General features: G+C 65.4%; 19 protein-coding genes. 9 read left to right on the forward strand and 10 right to left on the reverse strand.

Going from position 1 to position 18383, the window contains the following annotated elements; genetic code table 11:
• Positions 1–281: 281 nt before the first annotated feature.
• The gene (locus tag ACV22V_RS00320; protein ID WP_059692678.1) at positions 282–692 is read right to left on the reverse strand and encodes a DUF3005 domain-containing protein; all 411 of its coding nucleotides are present in this window, start codon (positions 690–692) and stop codon (positions 282–284) included.
• A gap of 278 nt (positions 693–970) precedes the next feature.
• Here ACV22V_RS00320 and ACV22V_RS00325 point away from each other — a divergent pair, with 278 nt between their 5' ends.
• Both ACV22V_RS00325 and epsC read left to right on the forward strand, forming a co-directional pair.
• Positions 971–1204 carry a hypothetical protein gene (locus ACV22V_RS00325; RefSeq protein ID WP_011659947.1) on the forward strand — a complete coding sequence of 78 codons (234 nt, stop codon included), beginning with the start codon at positions 971–973 and terminating at the stop codon, positions 1202–1204.
• Positions 1205–1341: 137 nt separating this feature from the next.
• A complete protein-coding gene (gene epsC, locus ACV22V_RS00330) occupies positions 1342–2262 on the forward strand; it encodes a serine O-acetyltransferase EpsC (RefSeq protein ID WP_059533573.1) in 921 nt (306 codons plus the stop codon).
• A gap of 114 nt (positions 2263–2376) precedes the next feature.
• On the opposite strand, the gene ACV22V_RS00335 is transcribed toward epsC, so the two are convergent.
• The 3 genes from ACV22V_RS00335 to ACV22V_RS00345 form a co-directional block, all read right to left on the reverse strand.
• A complete protein-coding gene (locus ACV22V_RS00335; RefSeq protein WP_059692675.1) occupies positions 2377–3180 on the reverse strand; it encodes an SDR family oxidoreductase in 804 nt (267 codons plus the stop codon).
• Entirely contained in the window at positions 3180–3809 is a 630-nt protein-coding gene (gene folE / locus ACV22V_RS00340; protein ID WP_059533577.1) for a GTP cyclohydrolase I FolE, read from the reverse strand. Before folE ends, ACV22V_RS00335 begins: the two co-directional genes overlap by 1 nt.
• 101 nt (positions 3810–3910) lie before the next feature.
• Entirely contained in the window at positions 3911–4837 is a 927-nt protein-coding gene (locus ACV22V_RS00345; protein ID WP_059692669.1) for a LysR family transcriptional regulator, read from the reverse strand.
• A 116-nt stretch (positions 4838–4953) separates the two neighbouring features.
• Here ACV22V_RS00345 and pobA point away from each other — a divergent pair, with 116 nt between their 5' ends.
• From pobA to ACV22V_RS00380, 7 genes are all read left to right on the forward strand, one after another.
• On the forward strand, positions 4954–6186 hold the full coding sequence (gene pobA, locus ACV22V_RS00350; RefSeq protein WP_448012658.1) for a 4-hydroxybenzoate 3-monooxygenase: 1233 nt from the start codon (positions 4954–4956) through the stop codon (positions 6184–6186).
• Positions 6187–6331: 145 nt separating this feature from the next.
• A complete protein-coding gene (locus tag ACV22V_RS00355; RefSeq protein WP_014900666.1) occupies positions 6332–7045 on the forward strand; it encodes a 3-oxoacid CoA-transferase subunit A in 714 nt (237 codons plus the stop codon).
• Positions 7046–7063: 18 nt separating this feature from the next.
• Positions 7064–7720: a CoA transferase subunit B gene (locus tag ACV22V_RS00360; protein WP_448012659.1), complete on the forward strand. Its 657-nt coding sequence runs from the start codon at positions 7064–7066 to the stop codon at positions 7718–7720.
• 88 nt (positions 7721–7808) lie between these two features.
• Positions 7809–9182: a 3-carboxy-cis,cis-muconate cycloisomerase gene (locus ACV22V_RS00365; RefSeq protein ID WP_448012660.1), complete on the forward strand. Its 1374-nt coding sequence runs from the start codon at positions 7809–7811 to the stop codon at positions 9180–9182.
• Entirely contained in the window at positions 9182–9967 is a 786-nt protein-coding gene (pcaD, locus tag ACV22V_RS00370) for a 3-oxoadipate enol-lactonase (RefSeq protein ID WP_059533583.1), read from the forward strand. Before ACV22V_RS00365 ends, pcaD begins: the two co-directional genes overlap by 1 nt.
• 10 nt (positions 9968–9977) lie before the next feature.
• A complete protein-coding gene (pcaC, locus tag ACV22V_RS00375; RefSeq protein WP_059692656.1) occupies positions 9978–10364 on the forward strand; it encodes a 4-carboxymuconolactone decarboxylase in 387 nt (128 codons plus the stop codon).
• Positions 10365–10513: 149 nt separating this feature from the next.
• Complete coding sequence (locus ACV22V_RS00380; protein WP_448012661.1) at positions 10514–11872, forward strand: MFS transporter; 1359 nt, start codon at positions 10514–10516, stop codon at positions 11870–11872.
• A 123-nt stretch (positions 11873–11995) separates the two neighbouring features.
• Here ACV22V_RS00380 and ACV22V_RS00385 read toward each other — a convergent pair whose 3' ends face one another.
• The 6 genes from ACV22V_RS00385 to ACV22V_RS00410 all read right to left on the reverse strand — a co-directional run bounded on the left by ACV22V_RS00385 (position 11996) and on the right by ACV22V_RS00410 (position 18225).
• Positions 11996–12244, reverse strand: a complete 249-nt coding sequence (locus ACV22V_RS00385) for a hypothetical protein (RefSeq protein WP_059818331.1) — start codon at positions 12242–12244, stop codon at positions 11996–11998.
• 110 nt (positions 12245–12354) lie between these two features.
• Complete coding sequence (locus tag ACV22V_RS00390; RefSeq protein WP_059698690.1) at positions 12355–12972, reverse strand: LysE family translocator; 618 nt, start codon at positions 12970–12972, stop codon at positions 12355–12357.
• Positions 12973–13715: 743 nt separating this feature from the next.
• On the reverse strand, positions 13716–14849 hold the full coding sequence (locus ACV22V_RS00395; protein ID WP_448012662.1) for a hypothetical protein: 1134 nt from the start codon (positions 14847–14849) through the stop codon (positions 13716–13718).
• A gap of 2 nt (positions 14850–14851) precedes the next feature.
• Positions 14852–15415, reverse strand: coding sequence for a Cap15 family cyclic dinucleotide receptor domain-containing protein (locus ACV22V_RS00400; protein ID WP_448012663.1), 564 nt, complete (start codon positions 15413–15415; stop codon positions 14852–14854).
• Between the two features lie 495 nt (positions 15416–15910).
• The gene (locus tag ACV22V_RS00405) at positions 15911–16966 is read right to left on the reverse strand and encodes a YncE family protein (RefSeq protein WP_448012664.1); all 1056 of its coding nucleotides are present in this window, start codon (positions 16964–16966) and stop codon (positions 15911–15913) included.
• A 98-nt stretch (positions 16967–17064) separates the two neighbouring features.
• Complete coding sequence (locus tag ACV22V_RS00410) at positions 17065–18225, reverse strand: MFS transporter (RefSeq protein ID WP_448012998.1); 1161 nt, start codon at positions 18223–18225, stop codon at positions 17065–17067.
• Between the last annotated feature and the right edge of the window lie 158 nt (positions 18226–18383).

The raw sequence follows: 18383 nt of genomic DNA on the forward strand, positions 1-18383 counted from the left end.
CGCTGCGAGGCAGGGTAAACCAACGGCAGGGACTTTGCAGCGACGTGCCGGTCGTCGCGAGTGTGCATTGAATATCATCCGGACCGCGATCACGTGACTTCGATCAACGCCGATGCATCGACGTCGCGAAACCCGAGTGTCGAACGCGAACCCGGCGCCGATATCGATTCCAGCGCCGATTCGGAGGACCGGCGCGCGAACGCGCGCGTCGCTCCGCCGCCATCGGTCATCGGCCGCGCACCGACCCGCCAAACGAACGGTCGATTCAAACGCCGCGCGCGTCACCGCGGCACCGGCGTGATTTCGATCACCCGTTCCGGCCGGCGTCCATGGCCGGGCCAGTATGCGCTGCCGTACATCCGGTGAACCGGGCCGTACAGCGCGTCGTCCGCGTGCGACGGCGCGTCGAATCCCTTCTCGATCACCATGTAGCCGGCCCGCAGCGCGAACGCCGGATGATTGCCGCCCGGCCGGCTGTCGAAGCCGGCGAAGCCGTCGCCGGCCTCGGGCATCGCATTGACGAGCGACGCGTTGCTGTGCGTGATCTGGTCGGGCGAGAAGGCGCGGCCGCTCGCGAGACGCGCGGCCTCGCGATTCTTGCCGTCGGTGTCGACGGTGCTGTCGTGCGTGTCGTCGTTGTCGAGTTCGATGCTGCGCGGACGCGCGGCGCGGGCTGGAGCTGTCGTTTCCATCACGGCTCTCCTGGCGGCGAAGCGCTCCGGATCGAAGCAAATCCCGTTCCGGGCAAGACGGGAAAACGGCGCGCGGACGGTCGCCGCCGTCGTGCCGCGCGCGCTGATTTGTCATGATTTATTTCAGCTAGAAGACCCGTTTTCTACAGAGTATGATTCATTTCCTGCGAAGCGGCGACAGGGGAAGCGGTCTCGCCGCCTCTGCCCGCACCGGGGCGCCGCAGCACCCTTAAGACGGGTAGTGAACAACAAATCAAGGGACTAGAGGTGGCGGATTCATGCAAGCGACTACTGCCTTCACGCACCGCGGTTATCTGTTGAATTGCGCGCCCGCGCGCGCCAGCGACGGCTCGTTCAAACCCTACGTCGTGATCTCCCGATCGAGCGACGGGGAACTCGTCGCGAACCGTTTTTTTCCGACCGAGCTCCAGTTCAACGACGAAGGCGACGCGATCGCGCACGCGCGCGACTGGGCCGTGCGCTGGATCGATGCGAGCAGTATTACGATCTGACGCCCTCGCGCGATGGCGGCATTGGCCGTCCGGCCGATCCCCGGGCGCGCCGCTGCCGGACGAAAACGCGGTAATCTTCTGGAACCCGTCACTTTATTAGCGGCCGTGCGATCGAGCGCGGCCGCCTGCATTGGCATATGTCGACATCACCCGCCCGTCAGTGGGGCCTCGAAGAAATCGTTGCCGGCTTGCGCGAATCGCGCGAGGAACTTCATCGCACGCGACATCCGCGCGGCATCCGCGAGCTGCCGTCGCGCGACGCGATCTGCAAGATCGTCACCGGCCTGCGCGCGTCGATGTTTCCGACGCACTACGGCGCGCCGGATCTGACCGACGAAAGCGTCGACTACTACGTCGGCCACACGCTCGAAAGCACGCTGCGGATCCTGTCCGAACAGATCCGCCGCGCGCTGCCGTTCCTGCCCGAGCATGCGGACACGCCGTTCGCCGAACTCGACGAACGCGCGTTCGAGATCGCGCGCGAGTTCGGCCGGCAGTTGCCGGCGGTTCGCGCGCTGCTGGTCAGCGACATCCAGGCTGCCTACGCGGGCGATCCGGCCGCGCAGCACATCACCGAGATCCTGCTGTGCTACCCCGGCGTGCTCGCGATGATGCACCACCGGCTCGCGCATGCGCTGCACCAACTCGGTGTGCCGCTGCTCGCGCGTTTCATCAATGAAATCGCGCACTCGGCCACCGGCATCGACATTCACCCGGGCGCGCAGATCGGCCCGAGCTTCTTCATCGACCACGGCACCGGCGTCGTGATCGGCGAAACCGCGATCATCGGCGAGCGCGTGCGCGTGTACCAGGCCGTCACGCTCGGCGCGAAGAGCTTCCCGGCCGATGGCGACGGCGCGCTGGTGAAGGGCAATGCGCGGCATCCGATCGTCGAGGACGACGTGGTGATCTACGCGGGCGCGACGATTCTGGGCCGCGTGACGATCGGGCGCGGTTCGGTGATCGGCGGCAACGTGTGGCTCACGCACAGCGTGCCGCCCGGCACGAGCGTCGCGCAGGGCAAGGTCCGCGAAGGCGGCAGCGCCGAGAAGCCGTAACGCGGCGCGCGAACGGCGGAACGGTCGTTCGCGCAGCGTAGATGAAGGCGTGTGCCGATGCATGCACGCCGGCGTGCGAAGGGCGCACACGGCTGCCGTCGACCATGCCGTTCGTCAGTGCTTGCCGGCCGGCGAGCGATGCTTGTACAGCACGTCCTGGTCGACGCGGATCAGGTTCTGCCCCGCATCGACGACGAAATCCACGCCGTTGTACGCACTACCCGTCAGCAGCAGGATCGCGCCCGCGACGTCGTCGGGGCCGGCGATGCGCGCGAGCGGCGTCGATGCGCGGCTCGCGTGTTCGAAGTCGGCCTGCGTCTGGTCGTCGCTCGGCAGCATCAGCCCGGGGAACACCGCGTTCACGCGCAGCACCGGCGACGACGACAGCGCGAGCATCTGCGTGAGGTTGCCGAGCGCGGCCTTCGCGACCGTGTAGCTGAAATGGTCGCGGTGGAAGTTTTCCTTGATCTTCTGGTCGACCACGTTGACGACGACGCCCTGCGTGCCGGCCGCGCGGGCCCGCTCGTAGAATGCGCGCGTGAGCAGGATCGGCGCGCGGCAGTTGACCGCCCACGCCTGGTCGAACGCCGCGAGGTCGAAGCTCGGGAAATGGTCCTGCCAGAACACCGACGCGTTGTTGACCAGCACGTCGAGGCGGCCGAAGCGCGCATATACTTGGTCGATCAGCGTGGTGATCTGCGCGGCATCCGACAGGTCGGCCTGCAGCGCGACCGAATCGTGCCCGCGTTCGGCGATCGCGCGGGCCGCCGCCTGAGCGGCATCGGCGGAGCGGTCGTAATGGACCGCGGTGCGATAACCGTGCGCGGCGAAATACTCGGCGAACGCGCGCCCGGCCCGGCGCGCGGCGCCGGTCACGAGCACGACCGGCGCGTTTGCCGCTTGCTTCGTGGACTGCATTACGTATTCGTCAGGTTGACTGAAGAAGGATTCGCGACGATCGACAGGAATTCGCGCCGCGTCGACGGATCGGTGCGGAACGTACCGAGCATGCGCGACGTGACCATCTCGACGCCCGGCTTGTGCACGCCGCGCGTCGAGATGCACTGATGCGCGGCTTCGAGGATCACGCCGACGCCCTTCGGCTGCAGCACGTCGAACAGCGTGTCGGCGATCTGCACGGTCATCTTTTCCTGGATCTGCAGGCGCTTCGCGAACGCGTCGACGAGGCGCGCGAGCTTCGAGATGCCGACGACGCGATGGTTCGGCAGATACGCGACGTGCGCGCGGCCGATGATCGGCACCATGTGGTGCTCGCAGTAGCTCTCGAAGCGGATGTCCTTCAGCACGATCATTTCGTCGTAGCCGTCGACTTCGCTGAACGTGCGCGCGAGGATGTCGCGCGGCTCCAGCGCGTAGCCGGCGAAGAACTCTTCATAGGCGCGCACGACGCGTGCCGGCGTGTCGAGCAGGCCTTCGCGGGCGGGATCGTCGCCGGCCCAGCGCAGCAGCACGCGAACGGCATCCTCGGCTTCTTTCCGGCTCGGCCGGGATGCGGCCGGCTCGGGCCGCGCGGATTTTTTACCCATCTAGTCGCTCCATCGAATGCGGCCGCCTGAGGCGGCGCGGATATCCGGGCATTGTTTCATGCTTTCGCGGCTCGTGCGTGCGGCCTGCCGCACACCCTGCGTCACTTCGGCCATTCGTCCTGCTCGTCGTTGAACAGCGACGCGACGACGCCGCGCAGCCACGCGGTGCGCGGATCGTTGTGGAACTTGCGATGCCAGTGCTGCTTCAGGTCGAAGCGCGGCAGCGGCAACGGCGGCTCGACCGGCACGATGAACGCATGCTCGGCCGCATACGCATAGCCGATCGCATGCGGCACCGTCGCGATCAGGTCGGTGCGACTCAGGATGAACGGCAGGCTCATGAAGTGCGGCGTCTCGAGCACCGCACGGCGGTGCATGCGCTGCTTCGCGAGGTATTTCTCGAGCACCTCCTGGCTGCGCCCCTCGGCGCGCACCACCGCATGCCCGCACGCAAGGAACTGCTCGGCCGTGAACGGGCGCGCCTGTTCGAGCGGATGGCCGCGCCGCATCAGGCAGACGAACCGGTGCGTGAACAGACGCTGCTGGAAGAAGTTGTTGCCGTCGAGATCGGGGAAGTAGCCGACCGCGAGATCGATCGAGCCGGCTTCGAGGCCGCGGCCGACTTCGTCGTGCCCGAGCGAGACCGAGCGCAGGTTCGCGTGCGGCGCGCGCGTCGCGAACGCCTGCAGCAGCTTCGGCAGGAACACGATCTCGCCGACGTCCGACAGCGCGATCGAGAACGTATGCGTGCTCGCCGCCGGATCGAAATCGTGCGGCGCGACGAGGCCGCGCTCGATCTGCGCGAGCGCATCGCGTGCGGCCGGCAGCAGCGCGAGCGCGCGCGGCGTCGGCTCCATTCCGCGCGACGTGCGCACGAACAACGGATCGCCGAAATACTCGCGCAGGCGGCCGAGCGCGGTGCTCACGCGCGGCTGGCTCACGCCGAGCAGGTCGCCGGCGCGGCTGACGTTGCGCGTGTCGTCGAGCGCGACGAGGTAGGGAATCAGGTTCAGATCGAGCGTATCCATCGTGAGGCCGGTATCCGGGAAACGTATACAACTTATCTTCAAAATCGCGTTGCCGCATAGTCGGGAAAGCGCTCAAATGGGTTCCATTATTCGAACCAATGTTCAGGAGACGAACAATGCGCACCCAGGTCGCCATCATCGGCGCCGGTCCGTCCGGCCTTTTGCTTTCCCATCTGCTGCGCCTGCAAGGCGTCGATTCCGTCCTCGTCGAAGCGCGTTCGCGCGAATACTGCGAGAACCGCATCCGCGCCGGCGTGCTGGAGCAGGGCACCGTCGACACGCTGAACGAAGCCGGCCTCGGCGAGCGGATGCGCCGCGAAGGGCTCGAACATCACGGCATCGAGCTGCTGTTCTCCGGCCAGCGCCATCGCATCGACCTGAGCGCGCTCACCGGCGGGCGTGCGATCACCGTCTATAGCCAGCACGAAGTCGTGCGCGACCTGATCGCGGCCGGCGACGCGCATGGGCATCAGATGCACTTCGAAGTCAGCGATGTCGCGCTGCACGATATCGAAAGCGAGCACCCGTCCGTCACGTTCAAGCACGCGGACGGCCGCGCGGACCGCATCGACTGCGACTACATCGCCGGCTGCGACGGCTTCCACGGCATCGCGCGGCAGACCATTCCCGCCGAGCGGCTGAACACGTTCGAGCGCGTCTATCCGTTCGCATGGCTCGGCATCCTCGCCGACGCGGCGCCGTCGCTCGACGAGCTCGTCTACGCGCATCACGACAACGGCTTCGCACTGTTCTCGATGCGCTCGCCGACGGTCACGCGCCTCTACCTGCAGTGCAAGCCCGACGAAGACCTCGCCGAATGGTCCGACGCGCGGATCTGGGACGAACTGCACACGCGCTTCTCGAACGACACCGGCTGGACGCCGACCGAGGGCCGGATCACGCAGAAGAGCGTGACGCCGATGCGCAGCTTCGTGTCGGAGACGATGCAGCACGGCCGCCTGTTCCTCGCGGGCGACGCCGCGCACATCGTGCCGCCGACCGGCGCGAAGGGGATGAACCTCGCGGTGGCCGACGTCCGCGCGCTGTCCCGCGCGCTCGGCGCGCGCTACCGCAACGGCGACGCGACGCCGCTCGAGCGCTATTCGGCGACCTGTCTCGAACGCGTGTGGCGCGCCGAGCATTTCTCGTACTTCATGACGAACATGCTGCACTCGTCGCCGGAGGACTCGCCGTTTGTCAATCGCCTGAAGTTTGCCGAGCTGAAGTACGTGACGCGCTCGCGGGCCGCCGCGCAGTCGCTCGCCGAAAACTACGTCGGCCTGCCGTTCGACGACCAGACACCCCCCGAGGGATCCCGCCTTGACAACGCGCTGTGCACGACTCTATGATCGGCGCATCGTTCGCTAATCGAATCTAGGTTCTAATAGCGAACAAATGCCGAAGGTCGACGACGGCCTTCGACGCGGCACGCGACACGCGCGTGCCCCCTCGACAGGCCGCGCATCGTGCCGCGGGTTCGTATCAGGAAGAGACATGGTCAACAAGATTTTCGAATCGCTTCAATCGGCGGTCGCGGACGTCCACGACGGCGCGACCATCATGATCGGCGGTTTCGGCACGGCGGGCATGCCGTCCGAGCTGATCGACGCGCTGATCGAGCAGGGCGCGCGCGGCCTGACGATCGTCAACAACAACGCGGGCAACGGCGAGACGGGCCTCGCGGCGCTGCTCAAGGCGAAGCGGGTGCGCAAGATCATCTGCTCGTTCCCGCGCCAGAGCGACTCGCAGGTGTTCGACGCGCTGTACCGCGCGGGCGAAATCGAGCTGGAGCTCGTGCCGCAGGGCAACCTGGCGGAGCGGATCCGCGCGGCGGGCGCCGGCATCGGCGGCTTCTTCACGCCGACGGGCTTCGGCACGAAGCTGGCCGAAGGCAAGGAAACGCGCGTGATCGACGGCAAGTCGTATGTGTTCGAGACGCCGATCCACGCCGATTTCGCGCTGGTGAAGGCATACAAGGGCGATCGCTGGGGCAACCTCGTGTATCGCAAGACCGCGCGCAACTTCGGCCCGATCATGGCCAGCGCCGCGAAGGTCGCGATCGTGCAGGTGTCGGAAGTCGTGCCGCTCGGCGGGTTGAATCCGGAACACATCGTGACGCCGGGCATTTTCGTGCAGCGTGTCGTCGAAGTGCCGCAGGCCGCGCATGCGGCCGAGCTGGCCGCCGAACGTGCATCGCAAGCCGCCTGACAGCAGAGGAGACCCGACATGAAACGACTGACCCGCGACGAAATGGCCAAGCGCGTCGCCCAGGACATCCCCGAAGGCGCGTACGTGAACCTCGGCATCGGCGTGCCGACGCTGGTGGCGAACCACCTCGATCCGAGCAAGGAAATCTTCCTGCACAGCGAGAACGGCCTGCTCGGCATGGGCCCGGCGCCGGCGCCCGGCGAGGAAGACGACGAGCTGATCAACGCCGGCAAGCAGCACGTGACGCTGCTCACCGGCGGCGCGTATTTCCACCACTCGGATTCGTTCGCGATGATGCGCGGCGGCCACCTCGACTACTGCGTGCTCGGCGCGTTCCAGGTGTCGGCGAACGGCGACCTCGCGAACTGGCATACGGGCGCGCCCGACGCGATTCCGGCGGTCGGCGGCGCGATGGACCTCGCGATCGGTGCGAAGCAGGTGTTCGTGATGATGGAACATCTGACGAAGCAGGGCGAAAGCAAGATCGTCGCGCAGTGCTCGTATCCGGTCACCGGCGTGCAGTGCGTGAGCCGCATCTATACCGATCTCGCCGTGCTCGACGTGACGGCGGACGGCTTCGCGGTGAGCGAGATCTTCACCGACCTGTCGTTCGACGAATTGCAGAAGCTGACCGGCGTGCCGCTGATCGACGCGACGCGCAAGGCCGCGGCCTGAACGGCAAGCGTGCCGGCGCGCGCGATCGCGCGCACGCCGGCACGCTTGGGTAGACAATAGGCGCACGCCGTTTCCCCACTCTGATGCCATGCTCGAAGACAGCGCCCGCCTGACCTCCCTCATTTGCGGCACCGAGCCGCTCAACCGGATCTGGTCGCCGCGCGCGACGATCCAGCGGATGCTCGACGTCGAGGCCGCGCTCGCGCGTGCGCTCGCCGCGCGGCAGGTGATTCCCGTCGCCGCGGTCGCGCCGATCGAACGCGCGTGCGACGCCGGCCGGCTCGACGCCGACGCGCTCGCGCACGGCGCGGCGCTCGGCGGCAATCTCGCGATTCCGCTCGTCAAGCAGCTCACCGCCCAGGTAAAAGCCGACGACCCCGAGGCCGCGAAGTTCGTGCACTGGGGCGCGACGAGCCAGGACATCATCGATACTGCGACCGTGCTGCAACTGCGCGACACGCTCGACGTGCTCGAGCCGCTGCTCGACGAAGCGTGCGCGTCGCTCGCGATGCTCGCGCGCATGCATCGCGCGACGCCGATGATCGGCCGCACGTGGCTGCAGCAGGCGCTGCCGATCACGCTCGGCCTGAAATTCGCGCAATGGCTCGACGCGCTGCTGCGCCATCGCGCGCGCTTCGCCGAATTGCGCGAGCGCGCGCTGGTGCTGCAGTTCGGCGGCGCCGCCGGCACGCTGGCGAGCCTGCGCGAGCAGGCGGCCGGCGTGAGCGCCGCGCTCGCGGCCGACCTGAAGCTCGCGCTGCCGGCCGTGCCGTGGCATACGCAGCGCGACCGCATCGCGGAAGCCGCGTCTTGCTTCGGGATGCTGACCGGCACCCTCGGCAAAATCGCGCGCGACGTGTCGCTGCAGATGCAGACCGAAGTCGGCGAGCTTGGCGAACCGGCGGCCGCCGGCAAGGGCGGCTCGTCGACGATGCCGCACAAGCGCAACCCCGTCGGCTGCGCGGCCGTGCTGACTGCCGCGGTGCGCGCGCCGAACCTCGTCGCGACCGTGTTTGCCGGGATGGTCCAGGAGCACGAGCGCGCGCTCGGCGGCTGGCAGGCCGAATGGGATGCGCTGCCCGATCTCGCGCGTCTGACCGGCGGCGCGCTCGCGCAGATCGCGCAGATCGTCGCGGGCCTCGACGTGAACACCGGACGCCTCGCCGAGAACCTCGACCTGACGCACGGGCTGATCCTCGGCGAAGCCGTGATGCTCGCGCTCGGCGACCGGATCGGCCGGCTCGATGCGCATCATGTCGTCGAGCATGCGTCGAAGGAAGCCGTGCGCACCGGCGCGACGCTGTTCGACGTGCTCGCCGCCGATCCGACCGTATCCGCCCATCTGTCGCGCGACGCGCTCGCGCGGCTGCTCGATCCCGCACATTATGTCGGCGAGGCGCAGGCCTACGTCGACGCCGTGCTCGCGCTGCACGCGGGCACGACACAACCAGGAGAACACTGATGCCTTTCGCCACTGTCAACGGCGTGAAACTGCATTACCGGATCGACCGTGCCGCGCGCGACGACGCGCCGTGGCTCGTCTTCTCGAACTCGCTCGGCGCCGACCTGCAGATGTGGGCACCGCAGATTCGCCCGCTCACGCAGCACTTCAACATCCTGCGCTACGACACGCGCGGCCACGGCCATTCCGAAGCACCGGCCGGCTCGTACACGATCGACCAGCTCGCGGGCGACGTGATCGGCCTGCTCGACCACGTCGGCATCGATCGCGCTTACTTCTGCGGGATTTCGATGGGCGGTCTGACCGGCGCCGCGCTCGCCGCGCGCTTCCCGTCGCGCATCGTGCGCGCCGTGCTGTCGAACACCGCCGCGAAGATCGGCTCGCCCGAAGTGTGGGCGCCGCGCGCGCAAAAGGCGCGTGCGGAAGGGATGGCCGCACTGGCCGACGCCGTGCTGCCGCGCTGGTTCACCGACGCGTTCGTCGATCGCGAGCCGCGCCTGTTCGACGCGATCCGCGACACGTTCGTGCATACCGACAAGGACGGTTACGCGGCGAACTGCGACGCGCTGAACGCGGCCGACCTGCGCGAGGAAGTGAAGGGCATCGCGCTGCCGGTGCTCGTCGTGACCGGCGCGAAGGACATGTCGACGCCGCCCGACCAGGGTCGTGCGCTGGCCGCCGCGATTCCCGGCGCGCGTCACGTCGAATTCGACGCCGCGCATATTTCGAACATCGAGTGCACCGACGGTTTCAACCGCGCGCTGCTCGACTTCCTGACCGCGTGAGGCACCGACGATGGACGACCAGCAACGTTACGAAGCGGGGATGAAGGTGCGGCGCGCGGTGCTCGGCGACGCGCACGTCGACCGCTCGATCCAGAACCGCACCGAAGTGACCGACGAATTCCAGAATCTGATCACGCGCTATGCGTGGGGCGAGATCTGGACGCGCGACGGCCTGCCGCGCCATACGCGCAGCCTGCTGACCATCGCGATGATGGTCGCGCTGAACCGCGGCGAGGAACTCGCGCTGCACCTGCGCGCCGCGCGCAACAACGGCGTGACGCGCGACGAGATCAAGGAAGTGCTGCTGCAGACCGCGATCTACTGCGGCGTGCCGGCCGCGAACTCCGCGTTCCATCTCGCGGACAAGATCTTCAAGGAACAGGATGCGGCTGAATAACACGGCCGGCTCGCGCCGGACGTGACCCGATCGCGACGCCTGCCGCTGTCGGCAGGTGTCGACGACGCATGACGCGCCGGCGGCGAATCGGCGCGCAAACAAGGAAAGACGCGGCCATCAGGTCGCGTTGTTTACATAGGAGACTCGCGATGAATCGCGCACCCGTGGTCGATGTCCAGACCTTCATCAACGAGCAGCCGTTCGGCGGCTTCCAGTGGCTCGTATTCCTGATGTGTTTCGTGATCGTGCTGCTCGACGGCTTCGATACGGCCGCGATCGGCTTCATCGCGCCGTCGCTGCTCGGCGAATGGAACCTCACTAAACCCGATCTTGCACCCGTGCTGAGCGCCGCGCTGTTCGGCCTTGCATGCGGCGCGCTCGTGTCGGGCCCGCTGTCCGATCGCCTCGGGCGCCGTTCGCTGCTGCTCGGCTCGGTGTTCCTGTTCGGCGCCGCGTGTTTCGCGTCCGCATTCTCGACGACCATCGGACACCTGACGGTGCTGCGCTTCGTCACCGGCGTCGGCCTCGGTGCCGCGATGCCGAACGCGGTCACGATGATGGGCGAGTTCTGTCCGGATAAGCGCCGCGCAACCGTGATCAACCTGATGTTCTGCGGGTTCCCGCTGGGCGCCGCGTTCGGCGGCTTTCTCGCCGCGTGGATGATCCCGCATTTCGGTTGGCGCAGCGTGCTGATGCTCGGCGGCGTGACGCCGCTGCTGCTCGGCGTGCTGTTGCTGCTGAAGATGCCCGAATCGGTGCGTTTCATGGTTGCGCAAGGCCAGAGCATCGACCGGATCCGCGCGACGCTTTCGCGGATCTCGCGCGACGCGCTGAACGCCGGCTCGTTCGCGATGACCGAATCCGCGCCGCAGACGGGCAGCAAGGGGATCGGCGTCGTGCTGTCGCGCTCGTACGTCGTCGGCTCGGTGATGCTGTGGCTCGCGTACTTCATGGGCCTCGTGATCTTCTACGCGTCGATCAACTGGATGCCGATCCTGCTGAAGGATGCCGGCCTCACGCCGAAGAGCGCGACGCTGATTTCCGCGCTGTTCCCGCTCGGCGGCGTCGGCGCGGTGCTGTGCGGCGTGTTGATGGACCGTTTCAACGCGAATCGCGTGATCGCCGTGTGCTACGCGCTGACCGCGATCAGCGTGTATGCGATCGGGCAGGCTGCCGGGAACGTCGGGCTCCTCGTGCTGGTCGTGTTCATCGCCGGCGTGCTGATGAACACCGCGCAATCGTCGATGCCGGCGCTTGCCGCCGCGTTCTATCCGACCGAAGGGCGCGGCACGGGCGTGGCGTGGATGCTCGGTGTCGGCCGCTTCGGCGGGATCGCCGGGTCGTTCCTCGTCGCCGAACTGACGCGCCGGCACTTCTCGTTTGCGGGCGTGTTCGGGACGATCGCGGTCGCGGGCTTGCTTGCGTGCCTTGCGTTGCTGATCAAGCAGATGGCGCGGCCGCACGGCGTCGCGCAGCCGGGCGGCAAGATCGAGTCGCTCGGGCATTGAGCGGGATCGGGGCCGGGGCGATGCGCCGGCCTTTTGCGTGTTGCGATAGGTCGTGAGCCGGCCGACTCGCAGCGACGGACCGGGCCGCTTTGGCGGCCCGTCGACTTTACGGCCGTCGCGCCGCTACTCTTCCGCGTCGTGTTCCTTGACGAAGTTGCGCAGATACGCGCGCAGCGCGGCCTCCTGGCTGCGATGATCGGCATGGTTCGCGGCGCCCATCTCTTCCTCGTCGCCGAACAGCGTGGGCGGCGCGCAGTACGTGCCCACCTCGATGTTTTCGCGCAGCACCCGGATCTCGTGTGTGAGCGGGTGGTACTCGGCGATCCAGTGCATGCCCTCGATGTGCTCGCCGGCTTTCAGCATTGGCTTCATCGGCAATCTCCATGCAGGGCAGCGGTGCAGCCGGCGAAGCGGCTGCACGCGCCCTTACCAAAAGGGTACGCCTGCATGGCGTGAAGCTCAACGGGGGCGCTTGTGAGCGCTTACTGCGGGAGCAGATGCGCGACGAGCGGATACAGCGACAGGATCAGCAGCACGGCCATCGTCACGTTGAAGATGCGCAGTGCGCGGCGGTTCGACAGGAAGCGGCGCAGGCCCTGGCCGAACGCGGCCCACAGGCTGATGCACGGAAAGCCGATCAGGATGAACACGACGGCCATCCACGCGGCGTTCATCCCGTAGTCGGCGGACAGGCGGATCGTCGTCGCGGCGGTCAGCACCATCATCCATGCCTTCGGATTGACCCACTGGAACGCGGCGGCTTCGAGGAACGTCATCGGCCGCGGCTTGGCGCCCTGCGCCTTCACTTCGCCCGATGTGCCGATGCGCCATGCGAGGTACAGCAGGTACGCGACGCTCGCGATTTCCAGGACCGTATACAGCACCGGCACACGCCGGAACGCCTCGCCGAGACCGAAGCCGACGCACAACATCAGGATCGCGACGCCGATGCTGATGCCGAACAGGTGCGGCATCGTGCGACGGAAACCGAAATTGACGCCGGAGGCGAGCAACATCGTGTTGTTCGGGCCGGGTGTGATCGACGTGACTAGCGCGAACAGCATGCCGGCGGGCAATGCGCTGACGGTGAGGAAGTCCATCGCGGATTCTCCATTCGTGTTCGGGACTGGGATGGAGCCAGTGTAGCGACGGTTTTCTGTACAGTACCGGTACAGTTTGATGGATGGATGCCGGTACGGGGAGGGGGAGGGGCGGACTGGGGCGGAATCGTGTGTGGGTTCTCAGAAAAGCGGTCCGTAGTCTCAATAAGTTGCCTTTGAATAAAAGACGAATTCCTGACGAGGCAGCTGACAGGGGTGGTCGAGCGCTTCAAAAAAAGTCGAGTCGCATGCGACAAACTGGGAACGCCCTGTCCGGTTTCGCGACTACGCGAGTGCGGTGGACAAACAGGCGGCTGCGGCTGGTGGCCCATCTTCTGAACAAATCGATTGGCCCTCCCGGAACCGAGCGAAGGGCAAGTGGCTCGGCCCATTCGCTCAATTCGCGGACCCCATTCTCGATGTATCGGAACGGAAACGGCCGGGCTTCGGGTGGGGCTGGTCATCACATGCAAGAGGGAGGGGCTTGATCAGTCCGCCCCCACCGAAGAGTACAGCTATATAAGCTGGCCATGATTCGCTCGGAACAAGATCATCGCCTGTTGTGCTCAGAGCGTGCACGTCGAGTTTTCTGCATCCGAGTGCATCCAAGCCATGCCGCGCTGACGGCAAACACGTCGTCGGTTGACGGCCGTAATCGATGCCAGTGCCGTGATTTCTCGCCTTAGCTTTCGGCAGCGTTTGAACTTGGGGAGTTTGCTCGCACATGTGAGCTTCGCATCGTGTTAACCCGGGATGTAGGCTTTGCGCAGAGCCTCGTTGATTTGCTGCAAGGGAATTTGCCCTTGCCCTAGAAGAGGAGCTTGTTCGCGACTGACCTTCAGCGAGAGGTCATCCAGTTCAAGTGAAAGCAAAGTGAGGGCTTCTAACTTCTCCTCTGTATCAAACACGATTCGCGAACCGTCAGGTACATACAGCTTCTTCGCTTCGGCAGGGTTGCGTGCCAAATAGTCCAAGAAGCGCGTTGCTTCGCCCAAAATGGCCAACTCGTACGCAACGCCCACGGTGAGTGCGCGCATGTCTGCATGCCACAGCATCGAGGCAATGTCGAAGCTCGAAAGACGAATGGCCGTACCTTCGTCTATCGCATCTGCCTTGACGTTCTTGCACAGACGGATAGCTTTTTTCAGGCCGCCGCCGCACTCTCGGTCTCGGTCGGTGATGCGTTGAATATGACGAAACGGCATATTCCTGACACGGGTAGGAACATTCTTATCGAGAATATCCACACCGCGGTCGGCCTCGATGCCGCTTCTCTGATAGTCAACTGTATCGAACCAATTGGACGGGACGACGTCAATGTCCCGACGAAGGGAGCCGCCGGACAGATGAATTGCTTTCGCGCCGGTTGTATCGACCTCGGCTGCATAGTATGCGTCGGTCAGAATCTTTTCAGAATGTGTCCGAAGGCTCCGTAGCGCGTCCAGGGTGTTGTATGACACTGGATCTCGATACTCACCCCGCTGTGCCTTCGGGCCGGTAATGTCGTAGTGGATGTAACGCTCTTCAAGCACCAGCAGATCGACATCACTTGCGCCGCGAATATGGATGTCGCAAGGGACGGACCCTTGGAGACGAAATTCGACCCCAATTCTGAGCTTCTCGAGACCGGCCTTGAGCTGCTTGCCCACCCTGGTTGCCTCTTCGATGCCCACACGTGTGTAATCTGGGTCTACCGCCTGCATTGAGCCAAGGGCGTATTTCGTGAACTCTTTTTCGGCGCCGCGCTCCTGGTAGGATTCCAGTGCGGCGCTTTTGGCGAGTATCTGCTCGGCGGAGTCGAAAGTCATTCCGCCACGGTCAGTACCGCGCCGGCGCGCATCAAGGGATTTCAGCCGCTTCTGAATATCACGTGTCATCTTCAGTCCTTTCGCGTTAACTTAATGTTTCCGAATGTGAACCGACCGTGGCCGTTGAAGTATTCGCCTTCGGCCGCTGTCAGGTCTGTGGAGAAAGTCAGCTCAGCCGCTCCGCGATGCGCCACTAGTTCCGCTTCACCAATTTTCGGTTCGTTCTTGTAGTTGTAAAGAAGCCGGAATCCGTCCGCTTGGTCGTAGACCAGCGCAGCTGCGATGCTGTTGGAAGCTGACTGTGTCGTTTTAAGCCGCACGCGAAGCTTGTCCCAGCTTTGGATGATCGTAACTTCGCCCTCCCATTTGTACCCCAGGGTTTTATCAGGGTTGATGGTCTGTCCGTCGCAATGCCATTTGCCCGCTAGGTCAGGTACCTTCAGAAGGTTGGCGATGACGCCGATTTTCCAGACGCGCTTGTCGAATAGCCAGTAGAGGCCTGCGTAGATAAGGCTTGCCGTGACCGGCCATAGCACCAGGCCGGGAACGTGGTTGGCAACACCAAGACGCTTAGCCAGGTCAACTGCCCACAAAACGAAGACACCGATACCCGAGGCCGCGATTGCGGAAACCATGCTCAGATAACGGCCGATGACGGCTCTATTTAGGCCGCCAAGGACAGAGTATTCATGTTCCAAATTGAAATTCCCCAAAAGATTATCTTTTTTGTGACCAGTTATTCGAGATTGAATTCGAGTCTTCGAATAACAGTGCAGGGATGATATAGCGTATGCGTTCAATGAACAACGCTGGTCTGAGCTGTGGCGTGAGGCAGGCGATGAACGGGTAGGCCCAAGGACGGCTACAAGAAACATCTCAGGTCACGGATGCACCGATGGAGACGCGCAACTGCCCAAAGACGACTTTTCTGAGAATCCCTTTGGACACGGACATATTTTCTGAGACGCGCGCAATTCATTTGTCTCAAAAAAAATCCAATTTCTTGATTTTTATAGTGTGCCAAAGACATTGTTTTCCGAGAGCCCACAGCCGGATCGTGCTCGGGTTGCTGGTGGTGCGAATCGGTTGGCGTCGACGCTCGACGGCCGGGCCACCAGCCGACAGGTCGATCATGGGTTGGCCGCACGCTCCGCTTCCATCACACGCAGCACCGGCCGGCCGCCGACGTCCTTCAGCGGAAAGTACGAGCGATGCGTGGCCGGATCGACAGCGACGACGTGTGCGTTCGGCCCGAGCCGGCCTTCGCCGAGTTTGACGACATCCGAGCCTCTGACGCCGAACATCGAAACGACGCCGGCTTCACCCGCGACATAGAGCACGTCCGACGCGGAATCGAACGCCAGCACGTCCGGCCCGCCACCGATATGAAACGCTCGAGCCACACGCCGCGCGCGCATATCGAAGACGAGAAGCGTGTCATTGTCCTCGCACGCGATGAAGGCGAGGCGGCTGCGCGGCTCGATCAGCAAACCGTGATTGCCTTTCGCACCCGGCAAGTCGAGACGGTCGACAATACGGTCCGTCGCCGGATCGATTTCGACGAGCTGACGACGCGTCTGGACGTTCACGAAGATGTGTCGGGAGACCGGATCGTACTGCGTGTTGCCGGCCTCGCCGTCGAGCGGAATCGTCGCGACGCGCCGGTTGCTCCGGACGTCGATGACCGTTTCCGTTTTTCCGTATTCGTCGGATACGTACAGCTTGTGCGCGTCGGCGGCATAGGCCATCCCGTCGGGATAATGCCCGCCCGGCACGCGCGCGACGATTTTCAGCGTCGCGGCGTCGATCGCGACGATCTCGTCGGACCCGGTCGCGGATGCGTAGATGCGCGACACCTCCGGCACGGCAAGCACGCCATGTACCGACGATACCGCCGTGATCCGTGCGATCACGCGTGATGCACGCGTATCGAAAGCAATCACTTCGTCGTCGCCGAGGTGGGCGATCATGAGCCGGTTGCGGGGTGAGTCCAGACTTGCGTAGTCGAGCCGGGTCGGTCTGCCCGGCAACGGAATGTCCGCGACGTGCTTCAGCGGCAGGGCGCCGATCGACGTATCGTCGCCCGCGGCGAAAGCCTGATGAATCGACGGGCCCGACGCGCCGACCCCGCCGCACAGCGCGACGAGCAGGGGCAGGCTGGAGCGCCAGTGTCCGGCGTGCTTCATGATTTTCTCCCGCGACGGCCGCCGCCGCATTTGCGATGCGGCGTCGTCGTCGCTTTGCATGGTTCCCCGCTCGTTTGTCGTTCCACCGTGGTCGCCGCTTACCGCGGCCGCTCGTCGTTTGGTTCGACGTGCCGAAAAGCTGCGAGCAGCGTGAGGTCGTACGCGATCTTCAACACACCGCATGCGAGCAACGGCGCACCGAGCCAGCCGAGACCGAACAGGCCGCCGGCCAATGTCGGCGCGAGCGCGGCCGCGAGGCTGCGCGGGACGGATGTAAAGCTGGCCGCTGCCGGTCGCTCCGCCGGCGTGACGACCGCCATCACGTAGGCGGTTCGTGTCGGCACATCCATTTGCGAAAGCGCGCTGCGCATCAGCAGCAGCGTCAACGTCAGCGGCAACGTTGGCGCGAGAGCGGCGCCGATCAGGCAGACGCTCGACGGGATATGCGTGAACACCATCGTGTTCAGCAGGCCGATCCTGCGCGCCAGCGGCGCGGCCGCGAGCTGCGAGCCGGCCGAAAGCAGGCCCGCCCAGAAGAAGAACCGGCCGGCGGCGGCGATCGAGAGGCCGAAGCGCTGCATCAGCCACAGCGACAACAGCGAGTTGACGACGAGACCGCCCGCGAACGCGTCGACGCTGAACAGCATCGCCAGCCGGATGACGATCGGGCGCGACGGGCCGAGCGGCGGCGGCGCCTGCGTTGCGGCGTGCGTCTCCGGGCGCGGCAGTCGCCGATACAGCATGCAGACGACGATACCCGTCGCCGCATAGACCAGAAACATGCCGCGCATCGCGCTCAGCGTGGTGATTCCGGTATGTGATGCGACGAAGATCGGCAGGCCGGCCGCAAGGGATCCGACCGCCGCCGAAACGGCCCCGACGAGGCTGTATCGGGCAAACAGCGCCGTGCGCGCGTCGCCGTCGGCTGCTTGCGCCAGACGCGACTGTTCGAGCGGCAGAAACAGGCTGACGTCGCCGGAGCTCGGATTGAGCGTGCCGGTGAAGGCGACGACGAACAGCGGCCACAATGCGGAGAAGCTCGCGAAGCCGATTCCCGTCGCTGCCATCAGCACCGCCGCGAGCGTCAGCATGCGGCGCTGCGTGAAGCGGCTCGCGAGCATGCCGACCGCGATCGTCGCGATTGCGGAACCCGCCAACGTCGTGGTGCCGATCAGGCCGACATCCAGTTGCGAAAGCCCGAGCGACAGCAGATACGCGGGCAGCAACACGGCAATGAAGCCATCGCAGAAACCGCGCAGGCCGCGGCTCGCGAGGATGAGCCATGCGGCCTCGTCCACGCCCGCCGGCAGTATTCGGCTGGCGAGCGTCGACGCGCGTCGGCTGTCAGGCAGGGGCATCACGCCGGCACCACGCGTAAAGCGCATCGTCGATGAATCGCGCAATCAGCCATGGCCAC

It is taken from the genome of Burkholderia sp. AW33-5 (assembly GCF_053427615.1).

What these genes read in the sequence shown, in the direction of transcription:
- ACV22V_RS00320 (WP_059692678.1), bottom strand. Translation starts at nt 692, where the DNA reads ATGGAAACGACAGCTCCAGCCCGCGCCGCGCGTCCGCGCAGCATCGAA.
- ACV22V_RS00325 (WP_011659947.1), top strand. Translation starts at nt 971, where the DNA reads ATGCAAGCGACTACTGCCTTCACGCACCGCGGTTATCTGTTGAATTGC.
- epsC (WP_059533573.1), top strand. Translation starts at nt 1,342, where the DNA reads ATGTCGACATCACCCGCCCGTCAGTGGGGCCTCGAAGAAATCGTTGCC.
- ACV22V_RS00335 (WP_059692675.1), bottom strand. Translation starts at nt 3,180, where the DNA reads ATGCAGTCCACGAAGCAAGCGGCAAACGCGCCGGTCGTGCTCGTGACC.
- folE (WP_059533577.1), bottom strand. Translation starts at nt 3,809, where the DNA reads ATGGGTAAAAAATCCGCGCGGCCCGAGCCGGCCGCATCCCGGCCGAGC.
- ACV22V_RS00345 (WP_059692669.1), bottom strand. Translation starts at nt 4,837, where the DNA reads ATGGATACGCTCGATCTGAACCTGATTCCCTACCTCGTCGCGCTCGAC.
- pobA (WP_448012658.1), top strand. Translation starts at nt 4,954, where the DNA reads ATGCGCACCCAGGTCGCCATCATCGGCGCCGGTCCGTCCGGCCTTTTG.
- ACV22V_RS00355 (WP_014900666.1), top strand. Translation starts at nt 6,332, where the DNA reads ATGGTCAACAAGATTTTCGAATCGCTTCAATCGGCGGTCGCGGACGTC.
- ACV22V_RS00360 (WP_448012659.1), top strand. Translation starts at nt 7,064, where the DNA reads ATGAAACGACTGACCCGCGACGAAATGGCCAAGCGCGTCGCCCAGGAC.
- ACV22V_RS00365 (WP_448012660.1), top strand. Translation starts at nt 7,809, where the DNA reads ATGCTCGAAGACAGCGCCCGCCTGACCTCCCTCATTTGCGGCACCGAG.
- pcaD (WP_059533583.1), top strand. Translation starts at nt 9,182, where the DNA reads ATGCCTTTCGCCACTGTCAACGGCGTGAAACTGCATTACCGGATCGAC.
- pcaC (WP_059692656.1), top strand. Translation starts at nt 9,978, where the DNA reads ATGGACGACCAGCAACGTTACGAAGCGGGGATGAAGGTGCGGCGCGCG.
- ACV22V_RS00380 (WP_448012661.1), top strand. Translation starts at nt 10,514, where the DNA reads ATGAATCGCGCACCCGTGGTCGATGTCCAGACCTTCATCAACGAGCAG.
- ACV22V_RS00385 (WP_059818331.1), bottom strand. Translation starts at nt 12,244, where the DNA reads ATGAAGCCAATGCTGAAAGCCGGCGAGCACATCGAGGGCATGCACTGG.
- ACV22V_RS00390 (WP_059698690.1), bottom strand. Translation starts at nt 12,972, where the DNA reads ATGGACTTCCTCACCGTCAGCGCATTGCCCGCCGGCATGCTGTTCGCG.
- ACV22V_RS00395 (WP_448012662.1), bottom strand. Translation starts at nt 14,849, where the DNA reads ATGACACGTGATATTCAGAAGCGGCTGAAATCCCTTGATGCGCGCCGG.
- ACV22V_RS00400 (WP_448012663.1), bottom strand. Translation starts at nt 15,415, where the DNA reads ATGGTTTCCGCAATCGCGGCCTCGGGTATCGGTGTCTTCGTTTTGTGG.
- ACV22V_RS00405 (WP_448012664.1), bottom strand. Translation starts at nt 16,966, where the DNA reads ATGAAGCACGCCGGACACTGGCGCTCCAGCCTGCCCCTGCTCGTCGCG.